Below are 24,467 nucleotides of genomic sequence, written 5' to 3'. Positions count from 1 at the left end.
AGTGAACGCTCAATCGTCCCGGTTGAGGCTGGACCGGCGCTCAGCCTGCGGCCACAACCGCGTCAGCGTGAAAGCCCCGAGCGTGACAGCAGCGAGGAAGACCACATGAGCGACCGCATCACTCTCAAGGCCGGCGACGGCACCGTGGCGGTGATCTCGTCGTCCGGTGCCGAGCCCGTCTCCTGGCAGGTGAGCGGCCGGGAGTATCTCTGGAACGGCGATCCGGCGCACTGGAACCGGCACGCGCCCTGGCTCTTCCCGGTGGTGGGCGCCTCGTCCGGCGGCGTGGCCCGGGTGGACGGCACGGCCTATCCGATGGGCCAGCACGGTTTTGCCCGCGACCTGCCCTTCGCCATCGTTTCGCAGAGCGACGACACCGTCACCCTGCGCCTCACCGAGAGCGAGGCGACGCGCGCCCGCTACCCCTATCCGTTCCAGCTCGACATCACCACGCGGGTCGGCCCGGCCCATCTCGATTTCGAGATCTGGATCGAGAATACCGGCGAGACGGCCCTGCCCTACGCCCTGGGCTTCCACCCGGCCTTCCCCTGGCCCTTCGCCGGCGGGGAGCGCAAGGCCGGAGGCGGCTACGCGGTGGAGTTCGAGCACCCCGAACGGGCGATGGCGCCCGAGGTGGGGGATGGCGGCCTGCTCCTGCGCCAGGAACGCCCGTTCCCCCTCGAAGGTCGCATCCTGCCCCTCGATCCCGATCTCTTCGCCGAGGCCATCGTCCTGCGCGATGCGGCGAGCGCGCGGATGCGCTTCACCGCGCCCGATGGCAGCGCCATCCGCATGAACGTCTCGGACTTCCCGCACCTCGCCATCTGGACGAAGCCCACCGCGCCGTTCCTGTCCCTGGAATGCTGGACCGGTTACGCCGACTGGGCCGGCTTCGACGGCGACCTGACCCGCCGGGATTCGCAGCGCCTCATCGCCCCCGGCCAGCGTGCCCGCCACGGGGTCAGCCTCACCCTGGAAGGTCCGCGCTCATGATCCGCCCCGTCGACGAGAACGGCTTCTCGGCCGAAGCCTGGACACGGAACGCGGCGGCCTACGAGGCCATCCGGACGATGCCATTCAATGCCGAACTCGCCGCCGGCACCCTCGGCGAGGCCCGCTTTCGCCACTACATCCTGCAAGACGCGCATTACCTCATCGGCTTCGGCCGGGCGCTGGCACTGGCCGCGGCGAAATCGCCCGAGCCCGAGGGCATCGTGCAGTTCGCAAAAGCCGCCGAGACGGCCATCGTGGTCGAGCGCTCCCTCCATGGCGGCTTCTTCCGGGATTACGGCATCTCGGCGGAGACCTTCGCCGCCACGCCGCTGTCGCCCCCTTGCGACCACTACGTCTCGTATCTCCTCGCCACGGCCTACGGCGAACCCTACGAAGTGCTGGTCGCGGCCCTGCTGCCATGCTTCTGGATCTATGCCGAAATCGGCACCGACATCCTGTCGCGGGCGAGCGCCGGCAATCCCTACGCCGCCTGGATCGACACCTACGCGGGCGAGGAATTCGGCGCCGCCGTCGCCGAGATGATCGCGGCCACGGACGCCGCCGCGCGGGATGTCTCGCCCTCGCTGCGAGAGCGGATGCACCGCGCCTTCACGCGTGCGACCCAGCTCGAATGGATGTTCTGGGACGGGGCCTACCGCGAGGCGGCCTGGCCGGTCTGACCGTCGGGACGCCCGACGCCGGAGCACGGCGGCGGAACCCGCACCGGCTTTTGCGCGCCCGGCTTGACGATGCGGACGATGCCGTCGCGCAGGGAGAGCATGTGGCCGCGCTCCACATCGGTCCAGCACTCGTCGCGGGTGAGCGCCTTGGTGGCGATGACGGTCACCACGTCGTCGGTCCGCGTCTCCTGCGCGAAATCCACGTGCCAATCCTCGTCGATCAGGGTCGCGGTGCCGAAGGGCGCGCAGCGGGTGAGGTAGCACAGGCGCTTGCCGCAATGGGCATAGAGCGTCCGGCTGTCGCTGAGCAGCATGTTGAACACGCCGAGCCCGTGCAACTCGGCGCAGAGTTCAGCGACGGCGTTGTCGAGCCGCGCCGGGCTCGGCAGGCTCGGATAGCGGGCCTGCAGCCTGTCAAGCATCCAGCAGAAAGCGTATTCGCTGTCGGTGGAGCCCACCGGCTTGAACCAGGTCAGCGGCCACTTCTTCACGCCCTTGAGCTGGCCGTTATGGGCGAAGGTCCAGCGCCGTCCCCAGAGCTCGCGGCTGAACGGATGGGTGTTCTCGAGCCCGACCCGGCCGCGATTGGCTTTGCGCACATGCGCGATCACGATCCGGCTCTTGATCGCGTAGTCGCGCAGGAGCTTGGCCAGAACCGAGCGCGCGCTCGGCTCGGGCTCGTGGAAGGCGCGCGCCCCCCGCCCCTCGTAGAAGGTGATGCCCCATCCATCGGCGTGAGGCCCGGTCTCCCCGCCGCGCCGGGCGAGGCCCGCGAAGGAGAAACGGATGTCGGTGGGCACGTTCGCGCTCATGCCGAGCAATTCGCACATGGAAAATCTTGCAGCTTCTGGCGATGCGCTTGCGACGAGAAAGCGGGCTGTGGGGGGAGCGGGCGCCGAGGACGCCGGGGAGACACAAACCTAGGAGTGTTTGGCACGGCCGACAACCGCGGAGGCGCATGTGCCGGGCGACACGACAAGATTCCTCACCGGCGGACTCGCGCCTTCCCTGCCCGGCGGCGATCCTCTAAGCCGACCTCGGATGATGGACCGTACCCGGCGCGGGCCGCCGGAGGGAAACGTCGATGGATCGTGATCCGATCGCCTTCGCCTGGAAGTCGGCGCGGACACTCCAGGTTTCCGCCATCGCCCTGACCTTGGGGATCGGCCTTCCCCTCGCTTTGTTCGCCCTGCTCTGCCTGCGCGATCTCGTGAGCGTCCTGGTCCAGGCACCGGCGCAGACCGTTCCCTTCCTCCGGATCGCCATGGAACGGCCCTGGAACGCGGCCGGTGAGCCGGCCCTGGTGGCCGTCTCCGGCTGGCCCCTTCCGCCCGTCGACGTGATCCTGTGGGCGCTGACCGGCCTCGCCGCCGTCGCCATGCTCGCGGCGGCCCTGGGCTGGATCGTGGCGCGCCTGTGCTTCTCCGCCCAGTCCCGGACGATCCGTCTCCTCAACGAACGGGTGACCACGGCGATCCTGCACGCCCCCACGGCCGCACGGGACGAGGCCCGCAGCCTGGCGCAGCATGTGGGCGCGATGCTGGCGCGGCTCGACACCCTGTTCGGCCTCGGCATCGTCGTCCCGGTCACCGCTCTGGCGACCATCATCCTGGCCCTCGCCATGGCCGGCCTCGCTGCCCCGAGGCTGGTGCCGACGGTGGCGGTGGGTCTTCTCGCCGCCGCCCTCGCCCGCCTCCTGATCCTCCGCCGCACCCGCAAGCGGACGATCCTGCGCCTCAGTTCCGGCGTCTCGGCGGAACGGTTCCTCTCCGACCTCATCCGGCGGGTCCCGGCGGTGCGTGCCCATGGGGCCGAGGCGTTCGAGCGCGACCGTCTCGCGGCCAGGGGGGCGGCGATCCGCGATGCCCTCGCGTCCGCCGAATCCTCCCTCGCCTTCGCGCGGGCGCCCTCCCTCGCCCTCGGCGTCCTGCTGCCCGCCATCATGCTGGCCGTGGCTCTGTGGCGCGGCGAGAGCGGCACGGCGCCTCCCGTGGCGCCCGGCGCCCTGGTGGCGGCCGGCGGTGGCTTCGCCCTCGCCGTCCTCGCCCTGGCGGTGACCCTGCGCCTGCGCTCGATCCACGAGGGGGTGTCCCCGGTCTTCCGCGATCTCGCAGCGACCCTCGTCTCCCTCGAAAGTCGCGGCGGCTACAGGCCCGGGCCCTTCGCCGCCTTGCCGAAGGGCGGGACGCTCGCCGCGTCCGGGGTCGGCGTCTACGATCCCGCCAGCGGGGAGCGCCTCACCGGTGTCGACGTCACCGTGGCGATGCCCTCTCATCTCGCCATCGTGGGCGAACGCGGCAGCGGCGCGCGGGCGCTGGCCGCCCTGCTGGCCGGCCAGCTCGAACCCACGGCGGGGTCGGTGACCTATGACGGGATCGACCTGCGCAGCCTCGATCCGGCCGAGCGGGCCAGCCACATCGCCCTGGCGGGCGCCGAGGCGATCCTGATCGAGGGCACGCTGGAGCAGAACATCCTCTACGGCGCGGCGCGGCAAGAGCGTCCCTCGGAGACGGACCTCATCGAGGTGCTGCGCCTGACCGGGCTCGACGCCTTCGTCTATGCGCGCGGCCTCGAAGGCACCGTGGATCCGGCGGCCGAGCCGGCCGTCGCGAAGACGATCGTCGCCGCCCGCCACGCCGTGCGCGAGGCCTTGGTGGCGGACAAGGCGGCGCGGCTGGTGGAGCCGTTCGATCCCGCCCGCTACAACCATCAGGCGACGGTGGGCGAGAACATCCTGTTCGGCGAGGCCGTGGGTTCCGCCTTCTCCGGCAGCCATATCGCCGCCCATCCCTACCTGCGCGCGGTGCTGGAGGCCGAGGACCTGACCCGGCCCTTCACCGAGATCGGGCTGCAGGTGGCGCGCAGCACCATCGAGATCTTCGCCGACCTTCCGGACGATCACCCCCTCTTCGATGCGTTCTCACTGTTTCCCGCGGCCGAGCGCGGATTCTTCGAGGATCTCGTCAGCCGCCAGCCCGAAGCGAAGGGCTGGCGCCGGGGACCGGCGGGCCAGCGCGACCGCAAGCGCCTGATCGGGCTGGCGCTCCGCTACAGCGAGACCCGGCACCGGTTCGGCCTGATCGACGCCGCCTTCGAGGACCGCATCGTCGCCGCGCGCCATTCCTTCGCCCGGCTGATGCCGCAGAGCCTGCGCGCGAGCGTCGAGTTCTACGATCCCACCCGGCTCAACCCGGCCGCCAGCCTGGAGGAGAACCTGCTGTTCGGCCGGATCAACGGCGAGGAGGCGGGGGCCGAACAGCGTGTGCGGGCGCTGGTGCGCCGCGTCCTCGTCCAGCAGCATCTTGAATCCGCCGTCTACCGGCTCGGCCTCGCCAGCCGTGTGGAGCCGGGCATGGGCGGCGGCGGGGCGAGCCTCGGGGAGAACGCCATCGGCTCGCGCGAGCGCATCGGCATCGACCTCGCCCGCTGCCTCGTGCGCAAGCCGGACATCGTCGTCGTCGCCATCGCCCTCGACGACGGCAAGTCCGCCGAGATCCGGGAGCGCCTCGCCAGCCTGCGCGCGGCGAGGGCCGGTCGCGGCCTCATCGTCTGCCTGCCGAGTGCCGACACCCTCGACGCGAACGATCCCTTCGGCGCGGTGCTGCATGTGGAACGCAACACGGTACTGGCCGCCTGACCGGGCCGTGAGACGCCCCTCCTCGTCGCCGCTTTTCCCAGTTGGTCCGCTTCGCCACGCCGCTGCCGCTGCCGCTCAACAGTGGCGTGGCTAGGCGGGCAGGAACGCCATCGCATCCACCTCGACCAACATGTCGGGGAATGCCAGCGCCGCAACGCCGATCAATGCGCTGGCCGGGGGGCATTCGGCGTTGATCCAGCGATCGCGCACCGCCCGGATGACCGGTAGCTGGCTTGGATCATAGTCCCGGACATAGATCGTGAGACGCGCCACGGCGCTGAAATCGGCACCCGCCGCCTGAAGCGTCGCCTGCATGTTCTGGAACACCCGATCGAGCTGGGTTGCCAGATCCCCGCTGACCACTTCGCCGGTGCCGTCGAAGGGGACATGGCCCGAGAGGATGAGCAATCGGCCTTCTGAAACCAGCATCGCCTGCGAGATGCCGGGTATCGAGGGACCGGGCGGATTGATGGGTCGCAGCATCTCGCTTCTCCATTGCCGGCATGGGGCGACGGCCCACGAATGCCAGGCCGACGATACGTCTCTCCGATGTGATCTTCGCGACAGAGCATCCCTCGAGCCGCAGAACTCCGCATTTCCATCGGCGTCAGTGATCGTCGGTCGACCAAAGAAGGAAGGCGGGGGCGCTTCCCCTATTGCCGCCCCATTGGGATGGGATAAGCAAGGCTTCGTGCACCCTGTTGCACGGTGCCGGCGGTCGGTCGGTGCATCCCTCTCCAGGGCCGGGCATGGTCGTTCTACCCTCGCCAGTCGTACAGCGCCGCGCCGCCTGGCTTCTTCTGTTCGCCCTGGCGCTCGCCGTGCCCGGCATCGCGCGGGCGCAATCGGCTAAGGCCACCGCGCCGATCCCGGCGGCGACCCTCGCGCTGATGAGCCAGAAGGGCACCAGCGCCTCGGCGCCGGTCCTGTTCAGGGCCTACAAGAAGGAATCCGAGATCGAGGTCTGGAAGAAGGCCGCCGGCGGGCGCTTCGTCCATATCAAGACCTTTCCGATCTGCCGCTGGTCGGGCCAGCTCGGCCCCAAGCGCAAGACCGGCGACCGGCAGACGCCGGAAGGGTTCTATTCGGTGCCCCCGCGCCAGATGAACCCGAATTCGAGCTACTATCTTTCCTTCGATGTCGGCTACCCCAACGCCTACGACCGTGCGCAGGGCTCCACCGGCTCGGCCGTGATGGTCCACGGCGTCTGCTCGTCCATGGGGTGTTTCGCCATGACCGATCAGGTGGTCGGCGAGATCTACGCCATCGCCCGCGACGCCTTCGCCGGCGGTCAGGCGGCGTTCCAGTTCCAGTCCTACCCGTTCCGGATGAATGCGGCGAACATGGCCCGCTACCGGACGGACCCGAACATCGCCTTCTGGCGCCAGCTCAAGGAAGGCTCGGACCGGTTCGAGGCGACGGGCGAGGAGCCCAACGTCACCGTCACCGCCGGCCGCTACGCCTTCCTCCCCTACAAGGACCCTGCCCTCGAATCCCTGGTGACGGCGCGCCGGGTGCAGGAGGAGGCGCGCATCGCCAGCCTCGTGGAGGAAGGGAGTGCCGCCGTGCGCACCACCTATTCCGACGGCGCGCAGCATCCGTTCTGGGCCGCCCTCTCCGCCAAGGGCGTCTCCCTCGGCGATGTGAGCCGGCCCGAGGCCCTGGCCTATGCCGGCCAGGACGTGATCGTGATCCCGGCCCAGCGCCGCCCGATTCTCGTCGCCGAGGCGGTCTGGTCGCGCTGGATGGTGGCGGCCTCGGTTCCCGCGCTCATGCGGGTGCGCGGGTTCAAGCCGGCCTACGAGCAGGCGCCGTCGCGCTTCGCCGTCCTCGTCACGCGCTACGATCAGACCCTGCCGACGATCCTCTCGGCCTCTCTCACCGGACAAATGCCGGCCCCGACCCCGCCGGCCATCATAGAGACTCTGGCGCAGCGCTAGCGCATACGGATGAGCGGGTTCCCCTCCCCCCGCGCGCGGGGAGAGGATCACAGGCACCTTGTCGTGCCTGTGATGAGCGGAGCGAGGGTGAGGGGGCGGTTCCGAATGAGCCTCACCCCGGACGAGCCCCCTCACCTTCGGCTACCGCCTCGACGCGCTCCCCGACGAGAGGGAGACGCGTCCCTCTCCCCGCAGGCGGGGCGAGGTGATGCTCACGCCCGGACCGCACGCGGTCGCTCAGCTCAGCCGAATAACTCAGCCGCCGCCCCTCTCACGGCCCCGCGCTCGACAGGCGCGCGGGCGGCGTCCCTCGCAGGGCGGTGCTGACGGGGACGAGGCGGATGCCACGGGTTTCGAGGTCGCGCGACCAGCGGGCGATCCGCTCGATCGTCATGGGCATCGCCCCGGCCGAGGCCAGCGCGAACCCATTGGCCTTGGCCTGGGCTTCGAGCCGGGCGAGTTCGCGGTCGATCGCCTCGGCCTGGGGCATGGCGTCGAGGACGATTTCGGCGCGGGCGACGGGAATCTTCAGCTTGCCGCCGAGAGACGTCGCCAGGGAGCGCGACGAGGTGCCGTCATCCACGAAGCCGAGCCCCCTGGCGCCGATCTCGCGCAGCACCGGTTCGAAGGCGGCCGCATCGCCCTCGAGCTTGGCTCCCATGAAGGTCACGAGGCCGACATAGCCCCCGAACCGGCTCATCACCCAGGACAGCCGGTCGAGATTTTCCGGCGGTCGCGAACTCGTCAGCATGGTCTGCGGGCCGGGATCGCTGTCGGGATAGTCGAACGGCTCCATCGGCGCCTGGACCAGGATCTCGTGGCCGAAATCGCGGGCGCGGGCAACGCTGCGTTCGAGGTCGCCGCCATAGGGCGAGAAGGCGAGGCTGATCGCGGGCGGCAGCTTGGCGATGGCGCCCGCCGTGGCGGCCTGCCCGACGCCGAGGCCGGTGACGAGAATGGCGATGCGCGCGCCCGGCGCCCCCGCGCCGGGATCGGGGCGGGCATAGACGTCGAGGGGCCGGCGGCGACCGTCGCCGATCTTCGGCACGTTGCCGTGACGGCCTCGTTCCATCAGCCGGGGATCGGGACCGGCGAGGCGCACGGGTTCGCTATCGGGCACGCGGATGATCACCGCCTCGGTGGGGGCTTCCGTGCCGGCGGGCCGCACCACACGGACGCCCGATGCCGTCTCGACCTCGCCGGCCGAGCGCGGGGCCGATGGCGGGGGCTCGGGGGCCTTCGCCACGGGGGGAGGAGCCGCCGGTTCGCGCAGGGTGATCGTCGCGACGGCGGACGGCTCGCCGCCCTGGGGGTCGCCAACCATCGCCAGGATGGTGAGGCCGATGGCGAGGCCCGCCACCGCCATGGCGACCACGGCCGCCGGGCTCATCCGGGGCATCGAGACGCCGCGCAACCGCTGGCCGAGCGTGCGGGACGCCGCAGCACTCTTGGTCCCCAGCGGACGGGTCAGGATGTCGTCGGTGGCCACGGTCAGCCGTTTCCCTGAAGGCTCGCGACCGACGGATGCTGGGCGCGCACGATGCGAGAAACGAAGCGGCCCGCAGAGTCGGTTCTCACCGACATTGCGGGCCGCGCTGGTTAATGTTTGTTTAAATCCGGCGACACGAGTCGCGTTTCAGGACAGTGCCGGGACCGTCAGTTCGGAACGGCGGCCTTCGGCGTGTTGGCCGCGCCCTTCTGGATGCCGCGGATGAAGTCGACGGCGGCGATGAGCTGCTTGTCCTTGGCCGGGTCCGGCGGGACGTAAGCCGACGAACCGCCGCGCTCCTCGACATCCTTCTGCTTGAGGTGCCCCTTCAGGCCGGCCTCGCCCTTGGTCTCGTCCTTGCCCTTCAGCTCGTCGGGGATCTCCTGCAGGACCTCCTGGTCCGGCTCGATGCCCTTGGCCTGGATGGAGCGGCCCGACGGCGTGTAGTAGCGCGCCGTGGTGAGGCGCAGGGCGCCGCTGCCGCCCAGCGGGATGATCGACTGGACCGAGCCCTTGCCGAAGGAGCGCGTGCCGAGCACCGTGGCGCGCTTGTGATCCTGCAGGGCGCCGGCCACGATCTCCGAGGCCGAGGCCGAGCCGCCATTCACCAGGACGACGATGGGCTTGCCCTTGGTGAGGTCGCCGGACTTGGCCGAGAAGCGCTGGGTCTCGTCCGGGTTGCGGCCTCGGGTGGAGACGATCTCGCCCCGGTCGAGGAACGCGTCGGAGACCGAAACCGCCTGATCGAGGAGGCCGCCCGGATTGTTGCGCAGGTCGAGGACGTAGCCCTTCAGCTTGTCCTGGCCCACTTCCGTGGAGAGCTTGTCGATGGCGTTGCGCAGGCCGTCATAGGTCTGCTCGGTGAACTGCGTCAGGCGGATGTAGCCGACATCGCCGCCCTCGGCCCGCGAGCGCACCGGCTTGATCTTGATGACGTCGCGGTTGAGCACGACGTCGATGGGATCCTTGGACTCCTTGCGGGAGATCTTGAGCTTCACCGGCGAGTTCACCGGACCGCGCATCTTGTCGACGGCCTGGTTCAGGGTCAGACCCTGAACCTGGTCCTCGTCGATCTGCGTGATGATGTCGTTGGTGAGGATGCCGGCCTTGGAGGCGGGGGTGTCGTCGATGGGGCTGACCACCTTGATCAGGCCGTCCTCCATCGTGACCTCGATGCCGAGGCCGCCGAACTCGCCCTTGGTCTGCACCTGCATATCACGGAAGCTCTTCGAGTCCATGTAGCTCGAATGCGGGTCCAGCGAGGTGAGCATGCCGTTGACGGCCGCCTCGATCAGCTTGGCCTCGTCGGGCTTCTCGACATAGTCGGTCCGCACCTTCTCGAACACGTCGCCGAACAGGCTGAGTTGGCGATAGGTCTCCGCGGAGGCCGCCACCGCGCTGGTCCCGGAGAGCAGATGCGTCTGGGTCGCGAGAAGGGAGGAACCGACGCCAAGAAACGCGCCGGCCAGGACTAGGGAAATCTTGCGCATTATCCGCGAACCTTCTCGCTGGGGCTCTTCGCCCACCACGGCTCCGGATCGATGGAGCCGCCGTCTTTCCTGAACTCGACATATAGAACCGGCCCGTCACGGTCGCCCGGAGCGGTGCCCTGGCCGCCCTCACCCATGGCCGCCACCGGTTCCCCCGCAAGCACGAACTGTCCGACCTCGACGCTGATCTGATCCATACCGGCCAGCAGCAGATAGTAGCCATCGCCGGCATTGATGATCAAGAGTCGTCCATACGAGCGAAACTGCCCGGCGAACGACACCCACCCATCGGACGGAGACGAGACCACCGCCTTCGGGCGGGTCGCGAGCGATATGCCGCGGGTCGTTCCGCCATTGCCGTCGGGCTGGTTGAAGCCGCGCAGGGTCGCGCCGCTCACGGGCTTGGGCACCTCGCCGCGGGTGTCGACGAAGCGAATCTTGGGGGCGAGCCGCGCGGGATCGCGCGTGCCGGCCGCCGCGAAGCGCTCCTGGGTCGCGCGCGCCTCCTTCGTCTCGGCGGCGCGGGCCTCCTCCGCCGCCCGGCGGGCCGAGGCGACCTCGTTCTCCATCCGGTCGAGGAGCTCCTTCAGGCTTTTCGCCTGGACGCCGAGCTCGGCCGTGCGCGCGCGCTCGGTGACGAGCCCGCTCTCCACCTCGGCGAGGCGGGTGCGGCGGGCCGAGATGAGGGCGTTGATCCGCTGCTGCTCCCTGGCCCAGCCGGTGAGGTCGTTCTGCAGGCCCTCGCGATCGGCGGCGATGAGCCCCTTCAGCCGCACCATCTCGGTGAGGTCGGCGGCCAGGGTCTCGGCCTCGCCGCGCAGTTCGGGCACCACGGCCCCGAGCAGCATCGAGGTGCGGATCACGGCGAGCACGTCCTCCGGCTGGACCAAGACGGCCGGGGGCGGCCTCCGGCCCATGCGCTGCAGGGCGGCGAGGATTTCGGCGATGACGCCCCGGCGGGCTTCCAGGGAGCGGCGGATGCCGGATTCGCTGGCGGTGAGCGTCTTCAGGCGCTCCTCCAGCCGGCTCATCCGGTCCTCCGTCGCCTGGGCCTGGCGTGTGGCATCGAGGAGGGCGGCATTCAGCTTGGCCCGGTCTCCGGCGACCGAGGCGATCTCCGCCTCGAGCTTGGCCCGCGCGCCGGTGGAGGCGGCAAGCTGCTCCTCGATCCGCTTCAGGTTCTCGGCGCGGCGGGCCTTCTCGTCGATGGCGCGCTGCACCGCGTCGGCGGCGGCGGCATCCTGCGGTTTCGGCGCGTCCTGTTGTTTCGCGCTGTCCTGGGCCTGGGCACGACCGAGCGCCAGCACCGCCATCGCCGCGAAGGCAGCGATGCGGATCGCTCCGCCGTCAGGCCCGCGCCGCGCGTATCCGCCCCTCATGCGTCGATGTCGCCCCGGTGATAGGGATGTCCCGCAAGGATCGTCAGCGTTCTGTACACCTGCTCCAGGGCCAGCACGCGCACAAGGCCGTGAGGCAGGGTGGCCGCCCCGAAGGCGAGGGAGAGGTCGGCGCGCGTGCGCACCGCAGGCGCCAGCCCGTCGGCGCCGCCGATGGCGACGACCAGGGTCGCCGTGGCCGCGTCGCGCCAGGACGCGATCCGCTCGGCGATGCGCTCGCTGGTCCAGTCGGAGCGCCCGCGCTCGTCATAGACCAGCAGCACGCTCGACGCCGCCGGGGCATGGGACAGGATCATTGCCCCCTCCTCCACGCTGCGGTCGATCGCGCGCCGGGCCCGGCTCTCCGGGATTTCGACCACGTCGCAGGCGGTGAGACCCAATCCGCGACCGAGCTGGACCGCCCGTTCACGATAGCGCGAAGCCAGATCCCGCTCGGGACCGGGCTTGAGGCGGCCCACCGCCGTCACGAGCAGACGCACGCGTCAGGCGCCCCGCGCCATCGGGCCGGTGCTCAGCCGGCCATGAGGTCGGTGGTGGGACGATCGGCGCCCCACATCTTTTCGAGATTGTAGAAGCCGCGGACTTCCGGGCGGAAGATATGGACGATGATGTCGCCCGTATCGATCAGCACCCAATCACATGCGGGCAAGCCCTCGACACGGGCCGTTCCGAAGCCCTTGGACTTCATTTCCTGCAGGATCCGGTCGGCGATGGCGCTGACATGGCGCTGCGAGCGGCCAGAGGTGATGATCATCGTGTCGGCGAGCGAGGTCCGACCGGCGAGATCGATCTCGATGGTTTCCTCGGCCTTCATGTCCTCGAGACAATCGAGCGCGAGCGCCTTGAGATCGCCGATGCGCTGATCGGTGGCGTGGTCGGAACCTGTGGTCCCGGAAGGGTGCGAATCGGTCAGTGTCTCGATTCCCGAAGTGACGGCGGTCATTTTACCTGAACAATCTATAGTCTGGAGAGAGTGGAACGATCACTCTCCGTTTTCAAGAGTCGCGACGCGCTCGTCATCGTCCGGCCCGGAGGGCCGTGGACGACAGGGTCGAGCGCGGGCCATGGAGAAACACCCAGGCCGGGGGTTCGAGATCGGCGAGGAGACCCGCATCCGATTCGTCGATGCGCCATCGTCCCATCGCCTGCGCCCCTCGGGCGCTCGGCGCCGTCAGGGTGAAGCCCGGCCTATCGATGATGGCAATCGGCATCGTGGCGGCGATAGCACGAAAATCGCGCCAGCGGTGAAATGCCGCGAGAGAGTCGGCCCCCATGATCCAGACGAAGCGCACGGCGGGGTGGCGGGCCTGGAGGTATGCGAGGCTCTGGCGGGTGTAGCAGGCGCCGATCTGCGTTTCGAAACCGGTGATGGCGATGCGCGGATGGTCGGCGACGGCGGATGCCACCGCGATCCGCGTCTCGAGGGGGGCAAGAGCCGTGCGGTCCTTGAGCGGGTTGCCGGGGGTGACCATCCACCAGATGCGGTCGAGCCGCAGCCGTTTCAGCGCCACGAGGCTCACGTGGCGATGGCCGAGATGGGCCGGATTGAAGGACCCGCCATAAAGGCCGATCCGCAGACCTGGTACGGCGGGAGGCAGCCGGACGAGCCCCTCCGCCTCAAGCCGCACGGGTGGAGCCGACACGCCGCATCAGGCAGGCCGCGTCAAGGACGCGTCTGCCCGCGGCCATGGACCCGGTACTTGAAGGTCGTCAGCTGCTCGACGCCCACCGGACCGCGCGCATGCATGCGCCCGGTGGCGATACCGATCTCGGCGCCGAAGCCGAACTCGCCGCCATCGGCGAATTGCGTCGAGGCGTTGTGGGTGACGATGGCCGAATCGACTTCCGCGAGGAAGCGCGTCGCCTCGGCGGCGTCGGCCGTGACGATGGCGTCGGTATGGTGCGAGCCGTTTGCCTCGATATGGGCGATCGCCGCGTCGAGCCCGTCCACCACCTTCACGGCGATGATGGCGTCGAGATACTCGGTGCGCCAGTCGATCTCGGTGGCGGCGGTGACCCGCGCATCCACCGCCTGCGTCGCCTCATCGCCGCGGACGCTGCAGCCGGCCTCGATCAGCGCCGTGACCAGGGGGGCGAGGTGGGTCTCCGCCACGGCGGCATCGACGAGCAGGGTCTCGGCGGCGCCGCAGATGCCGGTGCGGCGCATCTTGCTGTTGATCACCAGGGTGCGGGCCATGTCGAGATCCGCGCCGGCCGCCACGTAGACGTGGCAGATGCCGTCGAGATGGGCGAAGACCGGGACCTTGGCCTCGGACTGGACGCGCTCCACGAGGCCGCGCCCGCCACGGGGCACGATGACGTCGATGCAGCCGTCGAGGCCCGACAGCATGGCGCCCACCGCCGCGCGGTCACGGGTGGGGACGATCTGCACCGCGTCCGCCGGCAGACCGGCGGCCTCCAGCCCCTCGCGCATGGCACGCGCGATGGCCATGGCGGTGCGGTGGCTGTCCGACCCGGCGCGCAGGATAGCGGCATTGCCGGCCTTGAGGCACAGGGCCCCCGCATCGGCGGTGACGTTGGGACGGCTCTCGAAGATGACGCCGACGACGCCGAGCGGCACGGCGATCCGCTCGATCAGCAGCCCGTTCGGGCGCTCGAACGCCGCGAGCTGGCGACCGACGGGGTCGGGCAGCGCGCCGATCTTGGCCACCGCATCGGCCATGGCGGCGAGCCGGCCCTCGTCGAGGGTGAGACGGTCGATCAGCGCCTGGGTCTGTCCGCTGTCCTTCGCGGCGGCGACGTCGCGCGCGTTCTCGGCCAGGATCGCGTCCCGGCTCGCCCTCAGGCACTCGGCCACCTGGCGCAGGGCGACATCCTTCGCCTGGGCCGAGGCCTGGGCGATTTTGCGGGCGGCCGCGCGGGCGCGGTGGCCGATCTCCTGCATCTGCTCGGTGAGATCGGGGGCGGCGGCGAAATCGGATCTCAGGTTCAGAACGGGCACGGTCTGTTTCCTCGCAGCTCACCGTTCAAGGCGATGGCGGCATATCGATTGTGCCCTCATGCCATGCGTCGAGGCGGCAAAACAAGCACATTGCATAATAGTCGAGCCTATTCTCCCGCCATTGCGAGGTCATCGCGATGCACCATTTCAGCGCGACCGGGATGAGTAAGCAATTCTGCGATCTCCCGACTCGGGCGACCGATGATCTGTGCCGCCTGTGCACTGTCATAAGCCACGAGGCCACGCCCGAGGGTGCGGCCCTGCACGTCCCGGATGATCACAGCGTCCCCGCGCCCGAAGTTTCCCGACAGTCCGGTGACACCGACGGGCAGCAGGCTCGCGCCGCCCTGCAGGGCGCGGGCCGCCCCGGCATCGACCACGAGGATACCGCGCGGCTCGAGCGAACCGGCGATCCAGGCCTTGCGCGCGGCGACGGGGTTCGAGCCGGACAGGAACCAGGTGCAGCGCCCCCCCTGCAGGATGGTGCGCAGGGGGTTCTTCTCGCGCCCGTCGGCGATGATCATGTGGGTGCCGCCGCTCGCGGCGATCTTGCCCGCCTCGACCTTGGTGCGCATGCCGCCCCGCGATAGTTCCGAGGCCGGCCCGCCCGCCATGGCCTCGATCTCCGGCGTGATCCGCTCGATGAGGGGCAGATGACGCGCGTTCGGGTCGCTTGCGGGGGGCGCCGTGTAGAGACCGTCGATATCGGAGAACAGCACCAGCACGTCGGCCCCGATCATGGTGGCGACACGGGCGGCGAGACGGTCGTTGTCGCCGTAGCGGATCTCGCTGGTGGCCACCGTGTCGTTCTCGTTGACCACCGGTACGGCACGGACTTCGAGGAGCTTCAGCACGGTGGCGCGGGCATTGAGGTAGCGGCGGCGCTCCTCGGTGTCCTGCGGCGTCACCAGGATCTGGCCCGCCGCGATGCCGTGATGGCCGAGCGCCTCGGCCCAGTAGCGCGCGAGCGCGATCTGCCCCACGGCGGCGGCGGCCTGGCTCTCCTCCAGCCGGAGCGTGCCGGGCGCGTAGCCGAGCACCGTCCGCCCCAGGGCGATGGCACCCGACGAGACGACGAGGACGTCGACGCCCCGCGCATGCAGATCGGCGATGTCCTCGGCGAGCGCCGCCAGCCAGGCATGGCGCAGGCGACCGCGCGCACGGTCGACGAGCAGCGCCGAGCCGACCTTGATGACGACGCGGCGGAAATCCTGAAGGGAGGGGATCTGCGAAGAAGCGTTTTGGTGAGAAGAGGTCATCATCGGGAGCTTTGCACGGCGCAGGCGAGGTCCGTTCGTGAAAAATCGTTGCCCTTGAACAGGAGCGGCACGCCCGCCGCCTTCGCGACGGCATACGCGAAACAGTCGCCATAGTTGAGGGCCGCGGGATGGCGTCCCTTGCCGAAGCGCAGGAAGGCCTCCGTGGCCAGTCGGAGGTGCATCGCATCGAAGGCCACGACGCGGATGTTGGGCTGCTCATCGAGATACTCGACGAGTGTCCACTGATCGTCGCGTCCTGTCTTCACCGTCATGACACGGTGAAGCTCCGCAAGAGTCGGCGTGCCGATCAGGCAGATGGAACGGTGGAGAACGCGGCCGTAATCGACGGGGCCGTCTTCGCGCAAGAAGATCGCCACGAGGGCCGAGGTGTCGACGGCGATCGTATGATCCGCCGCAGTCATCAAATCGGCAGGCCGTTCTCGTCGTACATGTCGGAATGGTCAGACGTCGCGCCGGGCAGCTTGGTGGCCGCGCTCCGAGCCGACAAGGCCCGCAATTCCTGATATCTCCGCTCCACTTCCTCGGGGGCCAGCACGTCCCAAGCCTGGGACCGGCGATCCTTGAATTCCCTCAAGGCTGTTTCGACCACATCGGCGATGGATGTCCTGCTGGAGCGAGCCAGGGAATGTGCGATCTCGTAGGCGACGTCGCTCCTCACATTCAGTTGCTTCGTCATCCTCGAACTCCACCGACGGCAGCACGTAGCTTAGCGCTACATGCCCATGCCCTCAAGGCTGCCAAGCCTCCGCCGGCTGGGCCTCGGCCTCGGCGGCCTTGGCTTCCATCATCTCGCGGGTGATCGCGCGCAGAGCATCCTGCACGCCGAGGCCGGTAGCCGAAGACAGGATCAGCGGTTTGGACTTGGAGGCCCGCTTCAGTCGCGCCACCTGTTCCTTCAGCGTATCGGGATCGACGGCATCGGACTTCGACAGGGCCACGATCTCGTGCTTGTCGGCTAGGCCGTTGCCATAGGCCTCCAGTTCCTTCCGCACCAGCTTGTAGGTCTTGCCGGCATGCTCGCTCGTGGCTTCCACGAGGTGGAGCAGCACGCGGCAGCGTTCCACATGGGCGAGGAACTTGTCGCCGAGGCCGACGCCGTCATGCGCGCCCTCGATCAGGCCGGGAATGTCGGCGAGCACGAATTCACGCTCGTCCGAGCGGACCACGCCGAGGCCCGGATGCAGGGTGGTGAAGGGATAATCGGCGATCTTGGGCCTGGCCGCCGTCACCGTCGCGAGGAAGGTCGACTTGCCGGCATTGGGCAGGCCGACGAGGCCGGCATCGGCGATGAGTTTCAGGCGCAGCCAGATCCACTGCTCATGGCCTTCGAGGCCCGGATTGGCGTGTTTTGGCGCGCGGTTCGTCGAGGTGGTGAAATAGGCGTTGCCGAAGCCGCCATTGCCGCCCTTGGCCAAGCGCACGCGCTGCCCGATATGGGTCATGTCGGCGATCAGGGTCTCACCATCCTCGGCGATGATCTCGGTTCCGGCGGGCACCTTCAGCACCACATCCGCCCCATTGGCGCCGTGGCGGTTCGAGCCCATGCCGTGCTCGCCCTTCTTGGCCTTGAAATGCTGCTGGTAGCGGTAGTCGATCAGCGTGTTGAGGCCGTCGACACACTCGACCCAGACATCGCCGCCCCGGCCGCCATCGCCGCCGTTGGGGCCGCCGAACTCGATGAACTTTTCGCGCCGGAACGCGACGCAGCCGGCGCCGCCGTCACCGGAGCGCACATAGACCTTGGCTTCGTCGAGAAATTTCACGGGTGTTCTCGTCTCTGTCGTTCATTCGCCGAGCGCGGGGCCTACCGGCTCCGGACCTTGGCGAATCACATGCGGGTTCGGGTTCAGGCTGCGCCTTGTCGGCACTTCCCGTCGAGGTTCAGGTACTGCACGCTGCGCAGGCCCGCCTCGAACCACGCCCCACCCGACTTCGTCCGGTCGTAGGCGTAGAGATTGATGACGATGGCGCCGTCCGGCGAGGTGAGGGTCGCCGGTACCTGCGCGTCGTCGAAGGCCCAGATCGGGCGGGAATCGGAGCCGAACTCGGCCCGTGTCCCGTCCATCTCGAACTGGCTCACCTGGGCGAAGACCGGCCGCTCGTCATGGTCGGAGATCGCGAAGGTGAAGCCGACCTTGGGGCTTCGCCCGACGAAGTTGTAGAATTCGCAGTAGAGCGTCGGGCTCCGTGGCGACGGTCTTTGAATGTCCGCGACCGGGGTCGCGGGAGGCTCCCCTCCGCCACCCAGAAGCACGAGGGCGACCGCGACCGAACCGGTCGCGGCGAGGGCCGCCAGAACGAGCGTGCGTTGCGTCATCGCGGCTCCGCTTCCGAGGGCGACACCGTCCGGACGACGGAGCCCCGCGCAGACGACGAAAGGGAGGATGGCGCACCATCCTCCCTTCGATGTCCGACGATCGTCGATGACGGGATGCCCGGTGCGGGCGCCGCCTCGCGGTGGGAGGCCGTGGATTACTCCGCGGCTTCCTGGTGCGGCACGACGGCGACGAAGGCGCGGCCGCGCTTCACCTGGAACAGCACGCGTCCGTCCGCCTTGGCGAACAGGGTGTGGTCCGTGCCGATGCCGACATTGACGCCGGGGTGGAACTTGGTGCCGCGCTGACGGACGATGATGTTGCCGGCGATGACGGCTTCGGCACCGAACTTCTTCACGCCGAGGCGCTGACCGGCCGAATCACGGCCGTTGCGGGACGAGCCGCCTGCTTTTTTATGGGCCATTGTGGTTGACTCCGAATGTCTCGATCAGAACGTCAGGCGCTGATGCCGGTGATGCGCACCACGGTGTGGTGCTGGCGATGACCGCGCTTGCGACGCGAGTTCTGACGGCGGCGCTTCTTGAAGGCGATGACCTTCGCGTCGCGGCCGTGGCTGACGATCTCGCCGGCGACGCTGATGCCCGACAGAAGCGGCGCGCCGACCTGGGTGGCGCCCGCGTCGTCCGCGAACAGGAGGACTTCGCCGAAGGTCACGGCCGAGCCGGGCTCGCCCTCGACGGTGGCGATCGTGATGGTGTCGTTGGCGGCAACGCGATACTGCTTGCCGCCCGTCTTGATGACTGCGAACATCGTTCTCTCTTCGTGTTCTCTGCCGGCCTCCAGCCTTGCGAGCCTGGACCGTCTTCTTGTTCAGGTCATCCGCGACACCGATTCGAGCGATGCTGCGAACGCGAAACGCGCGGACTTCGTCGAGGAAGCCGCGCGTTGCGGATGTCAGCTAGTCGGGTTTCGCCCGCCTGTCAATGAATGGACCGGCCTTTGCGTCAAGCGCCGCTCAGGCGGCGCGCACGTTGGCCAGGAACCGGCCGACCTCGGCTCTCAGGTGTTCGGACTGGCGCGACAGCTCGAAGGCCGACGACAGTACCTGGGAGGCGGCCGCTCCGGTCTCCTCAGCGGCGCCCGCCACTCCGGAGATGTTGCTCGTCACCTCGTTGGTGCCCACGGCCGCCTGGGCGACGGTCCGAACGATCTCCTGCGTCGCCGCGCCTTGTTCCTCGACGGCCGCGGCAATCGTGGCGGCCACCGCGTTGATCTCGCGGATGCGGGTCGAGATTCCACCGATGGCATGAACCGCATCGCCGGTCGCTCCCTGGATCCGTGTGATCTGGCTGGAGATCTCCTCGGTCGCCCGTGCCGTCTGGCTGGCGAGTTCCTTCACCTCCGTGGCGACCACCGCGAAGCCGCGACCCGCTTCGCCGGCCCGCGCGGCCTCGATCGTCGCGTTCAGGGCGAGGAGGTTGGTCTGCCCAGCGATGGTCGAGATCAGGCTCACCACGTCGCCGATCCGGCTGGCCGCCAGGCTCAGTTCGTTCACGAGGCGGGCGGTCTGGTCCGCCTCGCCGACCGCCGTGAGGGCGAGGGTCGCGGAGCCAGCGACCTGGCGGCTGATCTCCTGCACGGAGGAACCGAGCTCCTCCGCCGCCGCCGCGACCGTGCCGACATTGGTCGCGGTCTGCTCGGCCGCCGCCGCGACCGTCGTCGACTGGCTGGCCGTTTCATGGGCGGTGGCCGTCATGGTGGAGGCGGTGGCCTGCAGTTCCGTCGCGGACGACGAGACCATGCCGACGATTCCACCCACCGCCAGTTCGAAACCATCGGCGAGTTCGATCATCCCGCGGCGGCGCTCGGTGGCCGCGGCCTCGTCGGCGATGCGCGTGATCTCCGTCTGCTCGGCGGCCTTGGCGGCGACCATGGTCCGGATCCCGTCGACGGCCCTGCCGATCGCGCCGATCTCGTCACCGCGCGCGGCCTCGGAGATGCGGATATCGGTGGCGCCTCCGGCCATGCGCTGAAGCACGGCGACGAGGTTGCCCATGGGCCGGGTGATGCCGAAGATCGAGATCAGTCCCGCGCAGACCAGGCTCAGCACGATGCCGAGCCCACTCGCCACCAAAGCGGCGGACCGGGTCGACTCGGTCAGCGACGCCAGGGAGGCGGCCCCCGCATCCATGTAGCTGGCGACATCGTTCGAGAGCGCGCCACAGGCGGTGTAGATCTCCTTGAAGTTCGGATCGACCGCCTCGTGCATCAGGTCGAGGGCCTTGGCGGTCTCGCCCTTCTCCACCAGCGCACGCACCTTGAGACTGTCCGCGATCAGACGGTCGATCTGAGCGGCGATCGCCTGGACGCGGGCCGCGAAAGCCGGTGTCTCCTTCGGCAGGTCGATCATCAGTTGCTTGAGCCTGGGATACGCCTGATCCATCTGCGCCAGATAGCGCTTCTTGGCCTCGGCATCCGGCTCGGTGATGGCCCGGAAGAGGGCATGGTTCATCTCGAAAACGAACCGGTTGGCGCGCCGCGCATTGGCCGCCCCCTTCGCTTCATGGGCGATGAACCGTCCATAATCCCCACCGATCTCGACGAGGCGTCCGGTCGTGTACCAGACGCAGGTACCGAGGACGGCACAGACCAACCCGATGGCGAGACCCAACTTGTAGATGATTTTGAGACGTCCAAGCATGACCCGCAGCCCTCGAGAGAGGGCGATAGATTTCGATTACATACATCAACATCACGTTAATTCAGTTTTTTTCGCGAAACACCGGTCGGCATTATCAATCCAGAGAAAATTATTCTATATTTTCAGAATCAAATGAATTCGCCGACGATACAACGATCCAGACATTATCGAAATCAAGTTCATCAATGGTCACGATCAAAGCAATAGCCCAACAGAATCGGAATTTTTCCAGTTTACTTGAAGCTCAGACGCCTCTACCGCTTCATCAACCCGCCGAGTACATTTCGCAGGATCGCATTCCCCACCTGCGTGCCCACCGTCCGCGCCATCGAGCGAGCGGCGTTGCCGATGACCTGTTCGGCCAGACTCTGCGGCGGGCGGCGACCGCCCTTGGCGGCGGGTTTCGAGCCGAGCACGCCGCCCAGCAGCCCACCGAGCATGCCGCTCAAGCCACCTTCCGATTGCTGCGCCGCCTCGGCTGGGGCGGAATCGAGCCCCTTGCGCCGGGCCAGGATCTCGTAGGCGCTCTCATTGTCCACCGCCTCGTCGTACTTCCCCCGCAGCGGGCTTTTCGCGATCAGCTCGGCGCGCTCCGCCTCGGTGAGCGGGCCGACCCGCCCCTGCGGCGGGGCGATGAGGGCGCGCTCCACGATCGAGGGCGTGCCCTTTGCCTCGAGGAAGCTCACCAGAGCCTCGCCGACGGCGAGTTCGGTGATGGCGGAGGCGACGTCGAAGCCGGGATTCTGCCGGAACGTGTCGGCGGCGGCCTTCACCGCCCGCTGGTCGCGGGGGGTGAAGGCGCGCAGCGCGTGCTGGACACGGTTGCCGAGCTGGCCGAGCACCGATTCCGGCAGGTCGAGGGGGTTCTGGGTCACGAAATAGACACCCACGCCCTTGGAGCGGATCAGGCGGACCACCTGCTCCACTGCGTCGAGGAGGGCTTTTGGCGCGTCGTCGAACAGGAGATGCGCCTCGTCGAAGAAGAAGACGAGCTTCGGCTTGTCGAGGTCGCCCACCTCCGGCAGCTGCTCGAACAGTTCCGACAGCATCCAGAGCAGGAACGAGGCGTAGAGGCGCGGCCGCTGCATCAGCTTGTCGGCGGCCAGGATGTTGACGATGCCGCGCCCGTCGCGGTCCCGCTTCATGAAGTCGTTGAGGTCGAGCGCCGGCTCGCCGAAGAACTGGTCCGCGCCCTGGTTCTCCAGCATCAGCAATTGCCGCTGGATCGCCCCGACGGAGGCGGCCGAGACGTTGCCGTACTTGGCCGAGATCTCCTTCAGGTTCTCGGTGCAGTAGAGCAGCAGCGCGCGCAGGTCCTTCAGGTCGAGGACCGGCCATTGGTTGTCGTCCGCCACCCGGAAGGCGATGTTGAGCACGCCTTCCTGCGTGTCGTTGAGCTCGAGCAGCCTGGCCAGCAGCAGCGGCCCCATCTCGATCACCGTGCAGCGGATCGGGTGCCCCTGCGCCCCGAACAGGTCCCAGAACACGGTGGGGAAACGGTCGGGCTCGTAGGCGATCCCGAGTTCCTCCGCGCGCTTGACGAAGACCGGCTTCGATTCGCCCGCCGCCGCCAGCCCAGAGAGGTCGCCCTTGATGTCGGCGGCGAAGACTGGGACGCCGGCATTGGAGAACCCCTCCGCCAGGACCTGGAGCGTCACCGTCTTGCCGGTGCCGGTGGCGCCGGCCACGAGGCCATGGCGGTCGGCGAGCCTGAGGGTGAGCGCCTCCGGCTTGGTGCCGCTCTTGCCGACGAGGATGGTGCCGTCGCTCTGCATGATCGCCTGAATCCACCGCTTCGCGTCGCGCCCAGCGCAGCGACCCTGGGGTTATGACGCCCGGGGGACGCATTTTCCAGCAGCACCGCACCTGGCGCTTGATTTCATCGCGGACAGACCAGATGGACTACGCACACTCATGCGTTGGAGCATCGTTACATGGAAGAGTTGATCGCCCGCGTCACCACCAAGACCGGGCTCGACGCCGCGACGGCGCAGACGGCCATCGGCCACATCCTCGCCTTCCTGCAGAAGGAAGGCCCGGCCACCGAGGTCGCCCAGCTCTTCGCGGCGATGCCCGGTGCGGACGCGGCGGCGGCCCAGGCGAACGAGGGCGAGGGCGGCGGCGGCCTCATGGGCATGCTCGGCGGCATGATGGGCGGGGGCGTGATGGCGCTCGGCCAGAAGCTGATGGCGGCCGGCGTTCCCATGGGACAGATGCAGCCGCTGGGCGCCGAACTGTTCGCCTTCGGCCGCGAGAAGGCCGGCGAGGACGTGATGGGGCCGATCGTCGGTTCGATCCCCGGCCTGAACCAGTTCGTCTGAGACCGGTCCGGCTGCCCTCTCTTCCCCGTTGCCTGAGCCGGAAAAGAGGAGAATGGGAAAGGTTCGGCGGCTACCCATGGACAGGTCGCCGGCGAACCATTTTGGCGTGACACTAACCGTCTCTGGATTCACGCAAAAGCCTGTCATAAAAGCGTTCGGGCTTCGTGATGATGTGGCCTCGCGGATATGAGGCTCCAGGCTCCATCGGGAGCCGGCCTCGCGGGTCCGGCAGAGCGGAATGGACGATGGTCCCGAACTTCGCGCGTGATGCGTCCACGGCCTGGCTCAACGGCTGGGAGGCCCATGTCCACGCGCCCTTCGCCCGGTTCAAGCAGAAGCGCCTCGAGGCGGGACATGCCGGCTTCTCCGGCCTGCCGGGCTTCGCGAGCCTTCCCGGCGCCGGTGGCCGGTCCCTGATCCCGCCGGGCGGAACGCCGATCCGGTTCAAGCCGCGCCTGAAGAAGCCCCTGGCCGCTCCGGGGCTCGACCCGGTGCTCGGCCGCATCGGCGACCTCGAAGTGCGCCTCGCCACCACCGTCTCGGAGATCCGCCGCGCCCAGCGCCTGCGCTACCGGGTGTTCTACCAGGAGATGTCGGCGGTGGCCTCGGGCATGTCCCTGCTGTCCCGGCGGGACATCGACGATTACGACACGGTCTGCGACCATCTCCTGGTGATCGACCATGCGGCGACGGAGGCGAAACCCTTCCGCCGCCCGAGGCCGAAGGTGGTGGGCACCTACCGCCTGCTGCGCCAGGACGCGGCCGACCGCAATTTCGGCTTCTACACCGCCGGCGAATACGACATCGCGCCCCTGCTCGCCGCGCATCCCGGCAAGCGCTTCCTCGAACTCGGCCGGTCCTGCGTGCTGAAACCCTACCGGACCAAGCGCACGGTGGAGCTGCTCTGGGCGGGGATTTGGGCCTATGTCCAGCACCACCGCATCGACGCGATGCTGGGCTGCGCCAGCCTGGAGGGAACCGACCCGGACAGGCTCGCCCTGGGCTTAAGCTTCCTGCACCACCATGCCCGCGCGCCCGAGCCCTGGTGCGCCAGGGCTCTGCCGGGACGGCACGTGGCCATGGACCGTCTGCCGCGCGAGGTGGTGGATGCCAAGGCCGCGCTCCAGTCGCTCCCGCCGCTGATCAAGGGCTACCTGCGGGTGGGCGCCACTTTCGGCGACGGCGCGGTCATCGACCACCAGTTCGGCACCACGGACGTGTTCGTGGTCCTGCCGGTCTCGGCCATCGCCGCCCGTTACATCGGCCATTTCGGCCCGGCCGCGAACAAGCGCGCGGCCTGA

General features: G+C 68.8%; 24 protein-coding genes. 6 read left to right on the top strand and 18 right to left on the bottom strand.

The genetic code is table 11. The features are described from left to right. Window positions 1-105: 105 nt before the first annotated feature. A complete protein-coding gene (locus ASF34_RS09645) occupies window positions 106-993 on the top strand; it encodes an aldose 1-epimerase family protein (RefSeq protein ID WP_056160748.1) in 888 nt (295 codons plus the stop codon). Next, window positions 990-1,673, top strand: a complete 684-nt coding sequence (locus ASF34_RS09640) for a TenA family protein (protein WP_018041697.1) — start codon at window positions 990-992, stop codon at window positions 1,671-1,673. The genes ASF34_RS09645 and ASF34_RS09640 overlap by 4 nt, the downstream gene beginning before the upstream one ends. On the opposite strand, the gene ASF34_RS09635 is transcribed toward ASF34_RS09640, so the two are convergent. Then, window positions 1,646-2,503 carry a class II glutamine amidotransferase gene (locus ASF34_RS09635; RefSeq protein WP_051074292.1) on the bottom strand — a complete coding sequence of 286 codons (858 nt, stop codon included), beginning with the start codon at window positions 2,501-2,503 and terminating at the stop codon, window positions 1,646-1,648. The genes ASF34_RS09640 and ASF34_RS09635 overlap by 28 nt on opposite strands. Before the next feature lie 254 nt (window positions 2,504-2,757). On the opposite strand from ASF34_RS09635, the gene ASF34_RS09630 reads away from it, so the two are divergent. Then, window positions 2,758-5,310 carry an ATP-binding cassette domain-containing protein gene (locus ASF34_RS09630; RefSeq protein ID WP_018041695.1) on the top strand — a complete coding sequence of 851 codons (2,553 nt, stop codon included), beginning with the start codon at window positions 2,758-2,760 and terminating at the stop codon, window positions 5,308-5,310. Window positions 5,311-5,400: 90 nt separating this feature from the next. Here ASF34_RS09630 and ASF34_RS09625 read toward each other — a convergent pair whose 3' ends face one another. Continuing rightward, window positions 5,401-5,793, bottom strand: coding sequence for a RidA family protein (locus ASF34_RS09625; protein ID WP_018041694.1), 393 nt, complete (start codon window positions 5,791-5,793; stop codon window positions 5,401-5,403). A gap of 266 nt (window positions 5,794-6,059) precedes the next feature. Here ASF34_RS09625 and ASF34_RS09620 point away from each other — a divergent pair, with 266 nt between their 5' ends. Then, window positions 6,060-7,250, top strand: coding sequence for a L,D-transpeptidase family protein (locus tag ASF34_RS09620; RefSeq protein WP_056160746.1), 1,191 nt, complete (start codon window positions 6,060-6,062; stop codon window positions 7,248-7,250). A gap of 271 nt (window positions 7,251-7,521) precedes the next feature. Here the strand turns inward: ASF34_RS09620 and ASF34_RS09615 are convergent, their stop codons facing one another. The 16 genes from ASF34_RS09615 to ASF34_RS09540 form a co-directional block, all read right to left on the bottom strand. After that, window positions 7,522-8,745, bottom strand: coding sequence for a divergent polysaccharide deacetylase family protein (locus ASF34_RS09615; protein WP_056160743.1), 1,224 nt, complete (start codon window positions 8,743-8,745; stop codon window positions 7,522-7,524). A 161-nt stretch (window positions 8,746-8,906) separates the two neighbouring features. After that, window positions 8,907-10,229, bottom strand: a complete 1,323-nt coding sequence (locus ASF34_RS09610) for a S41 family peptidase (protein ID WP_018041691.1) — start codon at window positions 10,227-10,229, stop codon at window positions 8,907-8,909. Beyond that, entirely contained in the window at window positions 10,229-11,542 is a 1,314-nt protein-coding gene (locus ASF34_RS09605) for a murein hydrolase activator EnvC family protein (protein ID WP_056161159.1), read from the bottom strand. Before ASF34_RS09605 ends, ASF34_RS09610 begins: the two co-directional genes overlap by 1 nt. 62 nt (window positions 11,543-11,604) lie before the next feature. After that, complete coding sequence (gene rlmH / locus ASF34_RS09600; RefSeq protein ID WP_018041689.1) at window positions 11,605-12,105, bottom strand: 23S rRNA (pseudouridine(1915)-N(3))-methyltransferase RlmH; 501 nt, start codon at window positions 12,103-12,105, stop codon at window positions 11,605-11,607. Between the two features lie 32 nt (window positions 12,106-12,137). Further along, entirely contained in the window at window positions 12,138-12,569 is a 432-nt protein-coding gene (rsfS, locus tag ASF34_RS09595) for a ribosome silencing factor (RefSeq protein WP_018041688.1), read from the bottom strand. Window positions 12,570-12,642: 73 nt separating this feature from the next. Then, complete coding sequence (locus ASF34_RS09590; protein WP_056160741.1) at window positions 12,643-13,254, bottom strand: nicotinate-nucleotide adenylyltransferase; 612 nt, start codon at window positions 13,252-13,254, stop codon at window positions 12,643-12,645. A 35-nt stretch (window positions 13,255-13,289) separates the two neighbouring features. After that, window positions 13,290-14,588, bottom strand: a complete 1,299-nt coding sequence (locus tag ASF34_RS09585) for a glutamate-5-semialdehyde dehydrogenase (RefSeq protein WP_056160740.1) — start codon at window positions 14,586-14,588, stop codon at window positions 13,290-13,292. Between the two features lie 107 nt (window positions 14,589-14,695). Further along, window positions 14,696-15,850, bottom strand: coding sequence for a glutamate 5-kinase (proB, locus tag ASF34_RS09580; protein ID WP_082494125.1), 1,155 nt, complete (start codon window positions 15,848-15,850; stop codon window positions 14,696-14,698). Continuing rightward, window positions 15,847-16,269 carry a type II toxin-antitoxin system VapC family toxin gene (locus ASF34_RS09575; RefSeq protein WP_018041684.1) on the bottom strand — a complete coding sequence of 141 codons (423 nt, stop codon included), beginning with the start codon at window positions 16,267-16,269 and terminating at the stop codon, window positions 15,847-15,849. The genes proB and ASF34_RS09575 overlap by 4 nt, the downstream gene beginning before the upstream one ends. After that, window positions 16,269-16,544, bottom strand: a complete 276-nt coding sequence (locus ASF34_RS09570) for a type II toxin-antitoxin system VapB family antitoxin (protein WP_018041683.1) — start codon at window positions 16,542-16,544, stop codon at window positions 16,269-16,271. The genes ASF34_RS09575 and ASF34_RS09570 overlap by 1 nt, the downstream gene beginning before the upstream one ends. Before the next feature lie 52 nt (window positions 16,545-16,596). After that, window positions 16,597-17,631 carry a GTPase ObgE gene (gene obgE / locus ASF34_RS09565; RefSeq protein WP_018041682.1) on the bottom strand — a complete coding sequence of 345 codons (1,035 nt, stop codon included), beginning with the start codon at window positions 17,629-17,631 and terminating at the stop codon, window positions 16,597-16,599. 83 nt (window positions 17,632-17,714) lie between these two features. Further along, window positions 17,715-18,185: a hypothetical protein gene (locus tag ASF34_RS09560; protein WP_018041681.1), complete on the bottom strand. Its 471-nt coding sequence runs from the start codon at window positions 18,183-18,185 to the stop codon at window positions 17,715-17,717. A gap of 155 nt (window positions 18,186-18,340) precedes the next feature. Next, the gene (rpmA, locus tag ASF34_RS09555) at window positions 18,341-18,607 is read right to left on the bottom strand and encodes a 50S ribosomal protein L27 (RefSeq protein WP_018041680.1); all 267 of its coding nucleotides are present in this window, start codon (window positions 18,605-18,607) and stop codon (window positions 18,341-18,343) included. 32 nt (window positions 18,608-18,639) lie between these two features. After that, window positions 18,640-18,954 (bottom strand): 50S ribosomal protein L21, encoded by a 315-nt coding sequence (rplU, locus tag ASF34_RS09550; protein ID WP_018041679.1) that lies wholly within the window; start codon window positions 18,952-18,954, stop codon window positions 18,640-18,642. 205 nt (window positions 18,955-19,159) lie between these two features. Further along, window positions 19,160-20,845: a methyl-accepting chemotaxis protein gene (locus ASF34_RS09545; protein WP_056160738.1), complete on the bottom strand. Its 1,686-nt coding sequence runs from the start codon at window positions 20,843-20,845 to the stop codon at window positions 19,160-19,162. Between the two features lie 254 nt (window positions 20,846-21,099). Beyond that, window positions 21,100-22,620: a helicase HerA-like domain-containing protein gene (locus tag ASF34_RS09540; RefSeq protein WP_056160736.1), complete on the bottom strand. Its 1,521-nt coding sequence runs from the start codon at window positions 22,618-22,620 to the stop codon at window positions 21,100-21,102. A gap of 159 nt (window positions 22,621-22,779) precedes the next feature. Here ASF34_RS09540 and ASF34_RS09535 point away from each other — a divergent pair, with 159 nt between their 5' ends. Together ASF34_RS09535 and ASF34_RS09530 are read left to right on the top strand one after the other, a co-directional pair. Continuing rightward, complete coding sequence (locus tag ASF34_RS09535; RefSeq protein WP_056160734.1) at window positions 22,780-23,166, top strand: hypothetical protein; 387 nt, start codon at window positions 22,780-22,782, stop codon at window positions 23,164-23,166. Window positions 23,167-23,411: 245 nt separating this feature from the next. Beyond that, complete coding sequence (locus ASF34_RS09530) at window positions 23,412-24,467, top strand: GNAT family N-acetyltransferase (RefSeq protein ID WP_018041675.1); 1,056 nt, start codon at window positions 23,412-23,414, stop codon at window positions 24,465-24,467.

The sequence above is a fragment of the Methylobacterium sp. Leaf106 genome (assembly GCF_001422895.1).
GTDB classification, from domain to species: domain Bacteria; phylum Pseudomonadota; class Alphaproteobacteria; order Rhizobiales; family Beijerinckiaceae; genus Methylobacterium; species Methylobacterium bullatum.
The sequence above is the reverse complement of the archived record's forward strand: the minus strand, read 5'-3'. Positions and strand labels throughout refer to the sequence as shown.

Excerpts from the sequence above, each read along its gene's own strand:
- ASF34_RS09570 (WP_018041683.1), bottom strand. The coding sequence starts at position 16,544 with ATGACGAAGCAACTGAATGTGAGGAGCGACGTCGCCTACGAGATCGCA.
- ASF34_RS09605 (WP_056161159.1), bottom strand. The coding sequence starts at position 11,542 with ATGGCGGTGCTGGCGCTCGGTCGTGCCCAGGCCCAGGACAGCGCGAAA.
- ASF34_RS09610 (WP_018041691.1), bottom strand. The coding sequence starts at position 10,229 with ATGCGCAAGATTTCCCTAGTCCTGGCCGGCGCGTTTCTTGGCGTCGGT.
- ASF34_RS09630 (WP_018041695.1), top strand. The coding sequence starts at position 2,758 with ATGGATCGTGATCCGATCGCCTTCGCCTGGAAGTCGGCGCGGACACTC.
- ASF34_RS09540 (WP_056160736.1), bottom strand. The coding sequence starts at position 22,620 with ATGCAGAGCGACGGCACCATCCTCGTCGGCAAGAGCGGCACCAAGCCG.
- rpmA (WP_018041680.1), bottom strand. The coding sequence starts at position 18,607 with ATGGCCCATAAAAAAGCAGGCGGCTCGTCCCGCAACGGCCGTGATTCG.
- rplU (WP_018041679.1), bottom strand. The coding sequence starts at position 18,954 with ATGTTCGCAGTCATCAAGACGGGCGGCAAGCAGTATCGCGTTGCCGCC.
- ASF34_RS09620 (WP_056160746.1), top strand. The coding sequence starts at position 6,060 with ATGGTCGTTCTACCCTCGCCAGTCGTACAGCGCCGCGCCGCCTGGCTT.
- ASF34_RS09635 (WP_051074292.1), bottom strand. The coding sequence starts at position 2,503 with ATGTGCGAATTGCTCGGCATGAGCGCGAACGTGCCCACCGACATCCGT.
- ASF34_RS09545 (WP_056160738.1), bottom strand. The coding sequence starts at position 20,845 with ATGCTTGGACGTCTCAAAATCATCTACAAGTTGGGTCTCGCCATCGGG.
- ASF34_RS09640 (WP_018041697.1), top strand. The coding sequence starts at position 990 with ATGATCCGCCCCGTCGACGAGAACGGCTTCTCGGCCGAAGCCTGGACA.
- ASF34_RS09645 (WP_056160748.1), top strand. The coding sequence starts at position 106 with ATGAGCGACCGCATCACTCTCAAGGCCGGCGACGGCACCGTGGCGGTG.
- ASF34_RS09530 (WP_018041675.1), top strand. The coding sequence starts at position 23,412 with ATGGTCCCGAACTTCGCGCGTGATGCGTCCACGGCCTGGCTCAACGGC.
- rsfS (WP_018041688.1), bottom strand. The coding sequence starts at position 12,569 with ATGACCGCCGTCACTTCGGGAATCGAGACACTGACCGATTCGCACCCT.
- ASF34_RS09575 (WP_018041684.1), bottom strand. The coding sequence starts at position 16,269 with ATGACTGCGGCGGATCATACGATCGCCGTCGACACCTCGGCCCTCGTG.
- proB (WP_082494125.1), bottom strand. The coding sequence starts at position 15,850 with ATGATGACCTCTTCTCACCAAAACGCTTCTTCGCAGATCCCCTCCCTT.
- ASF34_RS09625 (WP_018041694.1), bottom strand. The coding sequence starts at position 5,793 with ATGCTGCGACCCATCAATCCGCCCGGTCCCTCGATACCCGGCATCTCG.
- ASF34_RS09560 (WP_018041681.1), bottom strand. The coding sequence starts at position 18,185 with ATGACGCAACGCACGCTCGTTCTGGCGGCCCTCGCCGCGACCGGTTCG.
- ASF34_RS09535 (WP_056160734.1), top strand. The coding sequence starts at position 22,780 with ATGGAAGAGTTGATCGCCCGCGTCACCACCAAGACCGGGCTCGACGCC.